Annotated in this window: 4 protein-coding genes; 3 read left to right on the top strand and 1 reads right to left on the bottom strand. The window is 43.4% G+C overall.

Features of this window, described 5'->3' with window-relative positions; translation table 11 throughout:
* Positions 1 to 557 precede the first annotated feature (557 nt).
* Entirely contained in the window at positions 558 to 944 is a 387-nt protein-coding gene (locus O9332_RS22195; protein ID WP_002756975.1) for a hypothetical protein, read from the top strand.
* Positions 945 to 1,035: 91 nt separating this feature from the next.
* Here the strand turns inward: O9332_RS22195 and O9332_RS22190 are convergent, their stop codons facing one another.
* Positions 1,036 to 1,794, bottom strand: a complete 759-nt coding sequence (locus O9332_RS22190; RefSeq protein ID WP_002756977.1) for a GAF domain-containing protein — start codon at positions 1,792 to 1,794, stop codon at positions 1,036 to 1,038.
* A gap of 422 nt (positions 1,795 to 2,216) precedes the next feature.
* On the opposite strand from O9332_RS22190, the gene lnt reads away from it, so the two are divergent.
* Together lnt and O9332_RS22180 are read left to right on the top strand one after the other, a co-directional pair.
* The gene (lnt, locus tag O9332_RS22185; RefSeq protein WP_288027459.1) at positions 2,217 to 3,743 is read left to right on the top strand and encodes an apolipoprotein N-acyltransferase; all 1,527 of its coding nucleotides are present in this window, start codon (positions 2,217 to 2,219) and stop codon (positions 3,741 to 3,743) included.
* A gap of 59 nt (positions 3,744 to 3,802) precedes the next feature.
* On the top strand, positions 3,803 to 4,045 hold the full coding sequence (locus O9332_RS22180; RefSeq protein WP_002756980.1) for a DUF8620 family protein: 243 nt from the start codon (positions 3,803 to 3,805) through the stop codon (positions 4,043 to 4,045).
* Positions 4,046 to 4,264 lie beyond the last annotated feature (219 nt).

Genomic DNA, 4,264 nt, shown 5'->3' with positions numbered 1-4,264 from the left:
TTGTTGGTGGGGGCAGGGTGTGGGGTGTGGGGTGTGGGGTGTGGGGTTTTACCGATTTTGAGGTAGTCAGTTACCTAATTTTCAGGGAAAAAGTACCTGAATTTTACCCCCGATCCCTCCAATGGTCGGCACTTTTTGAGGGAAAAAAGTCTAAAAGCCTTATCCAACAAGGTTTTTAGATTTATTCAGCAAGCCCTAAGTACCTAAGCAAAATTAATTACACATCTAAGCCACTACTCCGTCAGACTTCTGGTGTGAGCAAACAGTGAACTGAAAACTCAAATCCGATCCCTAATAGCTGTCTCCCGTCTCCCGTCTCCCGTCTCCCGTCTCCTGTCTCCTGTCTCCTGTCTCGACTAGGAAATTAATTTTGCACGACTACTTAAGGCAGCCGCGAAACCGGGTAAGGGACCCCAAACAGAAACCCAAATCGTCAGGTTTGGAAATCACCGTCCGGCCCCGGCGGTGAGGATGTCAACTTTTTGGTGCCAGGGTCAAGACTTGTTAAGATTGATCAAGCCGTTCGCTCAAATTTACCACTTCTGTGGCTCTCATTTATGGTCATCGACTTTCTGCCCTTCACTATCAATATTTCCCCGGCCTTTATTGCCGGTAGCTGTCTCTGGTCTTTAGCATTGTATCTGGGGTTAGCTGGGGTGCGAAATTGGTTTATAGAAATTTTCTATCGCTGGTTTAATTTTGCCGAGCGTTTCCTCTATACTTCCCTAGAGGAGTTTGAAAAAACTCGCATCGCCAGAGAATCACAAAATGCTTTTTATGCCTCTATCTTTAGTATTATTCCCTTTCTCATTCTCGGCGGTTTCTCCGATTGGTTAATCGAGATTAGTTTAGGAAAAAGTTGGCCGATTAGTGTCGGTATTCTCGCCTGTGTTGCCTCTGGTGTCTATGAATTAGGACGGCAGGACGGCAGCGGTAATCAGTAAACAACGGTCAATTAAGCTGTTAACTATCTCAATTACTTCTTGGCACTGCACGGGAGTGGCAAGTTAGTCGATTTTAACCCTTGACTAGAGCTTAATCTTTTCCTTCCAGACGATTTTTATGTTTATTAAGAGTCTTTTGTAGTAAATTCAAAACCTCATTAGCAATCTCAATAACTTCATGGGTTCCAAAACCGGCCTGAGTTAATTCTTTAAAAAAAGCCTTAGCGACAATTTTGGCTAATTTCGGGGGATAAGGGTGAACAGCGATCGAATGTTCGGACTGAATTTCTGCTATTTCTCTAGTCACTGCCATAGCCACAAAACGAGATTTTAACATCCCTTGCAAATGAAAAATTTGCAGGGATTGGGCAGCCTGTTGAGCGAATAACTGCAAGATTTCTAAATCTAATGGTTCAAAATGTTTTTTGTCTAGGGGAAAACTGAGATTAATTACTCCGATTACCTGCTGATTGAGGATAATCGGTACGGAGATAAAACTATTATTATTTGATCTTTTGGGATCACGGGCTGCACTGGCAAATGGCGATCGAGTGATATCCTTAATTAGTAAAGGTTTTCCTGTGGCCGCTACACTGTCGGCAATAACTTGATCGAGTTTAATTATTTCTTGATCAGCTAAAGGTGATAGCTCATCATAATGGGCAAAAACTTCTAGATAATCGGTAATTTCCCCCTTTAATTGCTGTGGAGAGCTTAACATAATTGAACAGTGCTGCGCTCGCAATTGATGAGCGCTCATACTAGCTATTTTCCCAAAAATATCTTCGAGATTTTCCTCAACATTCAAGACAAGAGCCAGAGTAGCTATTTTGGGGTTAAAATTATCCATGTATTCAATCACTTATTCAGTCCGAGTTTAGGCTTTCAGGGTGAGGGTGACATTCCTCATCTCTGTGTTTGTCTGAGTCTATAGCTTGCCATAGCATCTGATCGAGGGGCTTTTTTACTCGCTAACTGATCTATTGTAGATGCAGCCAAAACTTCTGTGTCTCTTGTTTTTTGTCTTCCCTCTAGATGAACGTAGGTTGGGTTGAAGCATGAAACCCAACGCCCGCTCATGTTACGCTACCGCTAACCCATCCTACAAATAATTGTGCCTCCCTACTTAGCATCTGATCGAGGGGCTTTTTTACTCGCTAACTGATCTATTGTAGATGTAGCCAAAACTTCTGTGTGTCTCTTGTTTTTTGTCTTCCCTCTAGCTACTCTGATCTAGTAGGTCAGAGGAGTTTAACCTGACTGGAGTGAAAGATGGTGCGTTTTCTCTGGGCAATTTTGGCCGGTGTGGGGATGGGGTTAACAGTGGCGCCAGTTTCTTGGTGGTTACTCGCTTGGATTTCTCTCGTCCCCCTGTGGATTATTGTGAGATTAGCGGAAAAATCCCTAAAAAAACAGCTTTTATACGGTTTTGGCTGGGGTTTTGCCTACCATGGTCTGGCTTTATTCTGGATCACGGGAATTCACCCGATGACGTGGATGGGTGTCCCCTGGTTAGCGAGTTTGTTAATTGCCCTGTTTTGTTGGTTGTTTATTACTTTTTGGGGAACGGCGATCGTGCTAACTTGGACGTTAGTCATGTTTTATGTCAACAAAAGTGTTAATCAGTCATCTTTTCGGGATGCCCTCCTACGGGTTTTCATCGGTACTGCCCTCTGGTGTGGGTTAGAATCTCTCTGGAGTCAATCCCCTCTCTGGTGGACTACCCTTGCTTATAGTCAAAGTCCCCATAATTTATTGATTCTGCAATTGGGCAAATTATCGGGTTTTACGACGGTAACGGCGGCAATTGTGGCAGTTAACGGTTTAATCGCCGAAAGCTTGCTCCTAATCCGTCAATCGCGGCAAAATCTCGCTTTTCTCTCTTTACCCCTGCTTATTTGTTTTAGCCTCCATCTCTGGGGATGGAACACATACCATAAACCGATCGAAAAGTCAAGGGATTTAGGGATAAAAATTGGCGTCATTCAGGGCAATATTGCCAACACGATTAAACTTTCGCCCCTAGGATTTCAAAAGGCGCTCGAAGGTTACACCTCTGGTTATCAAATTCTCGCCGATCGAGGAGTAGATGCCGTCTTAACTCCTGAAACCGCCTTACCCTACTATTGGGAGAACTTAGTCAATAATAGCTCGATTTATTCGGCAATTTTAGCCAAAAAAACGCCAATCTGGTTAGGTGCATTTGGCAAGGTGGACAAGGGTTATAACAATAGTCTCTTGACCATTGATGGCGAGGGACAGGTGATTAGTCGGTATGATAAAGTAATTCTCGTGCCTTTAGGCGAATACGTTCCTTTTCAGGAAATTTTGGGCGGAATTGTTGATCGCCTTTCTCCCTTGCAAGCGCATTTAATCCAGGGAAATCCTGATCAAATTATTGACAGCCCTTTCGGTAAAATAATTGTGGGCATTTGTTACGAGTCGGCTTTTTCCGAACATTTTCGCCGTCAAACTGCTAGAGGAGGCGAATTTATTATTACTGCTTCTAATAACGCCCATTATAGCCACGCCATGCCCGCTCAACACCATGCTCAGGATACCATGCGAGCGATCGAAACCGATCGATGGATGGCCCGGGCCACCAATACAGGTTATTCTGCTTTTGTCGATCCCCACGGTAATCAGCTTTGGCTATCGGATTTAGATAAATATCAAATCCATAGCGAAACAATTTATCGACGGGATACAAGAACTTTATATGTGCGCTGGGGAGATTGGTTAACTAAAGTTTTAATCATTACTGCCGGACTCGCTTGGCTCTGGAGAGCTTGGGATTAAGGTGACAGTGCTATACTTTTTCGTGAATGAACTGTTAAATAACCTAAGTTTTTGCTGCAATGAAAGAGCAATTTGTCAAGTGGTTGAATAGAATCTTAATATTTGATGTGTTTTTAGTAATAGCGGGCTTTCTCTGGTTTGCCCTGGCTGTTATCGGTGAATCCACGGGAATTCCCCTAGGATTTAAACTTTTTCAGCGTCTTTGGCTGCCCTTATTCAATCCTGCTATTAGTATTTTAATTGCGGGGGCGATTTTAAGCTGGGCAATTAATCAAATTCAAGAACGCTTGTCCCCTAAATAGTAGGGTTGATTCATGAATCAACCCTACCTTATCAAGGAGGGCAGGGGGGATCGAACCTAAAATCCATTTTTAATTTAATTAGGGTCTGCTGAAAAAGTTTTTCCTGGGGGTAGGAGTCAGTAGCCGGTCGTCAGGAGCCGGTCGTTTTAGGCTTTGTTGCCCTTGTTTTTTGTACCAAGCGATGTACTACAAGAAGGATAATGCAAGGTTTTTGAACGT

This window comes from Microcystis sp. LE19-10.1B (assembly GCF_027530565.1).
Taxonomy (GTDB): Bacteria; Cyanobacteriota; Cyanobacteriia; order Cyanobacteriales; family Microcystaceae; genus Microcystis; species Microcystis aeruginosa.
Note: the sequence above shows the minus strand (reverse complement) of the source record. Positions and strands in the feature narration are given on the sequence as shown.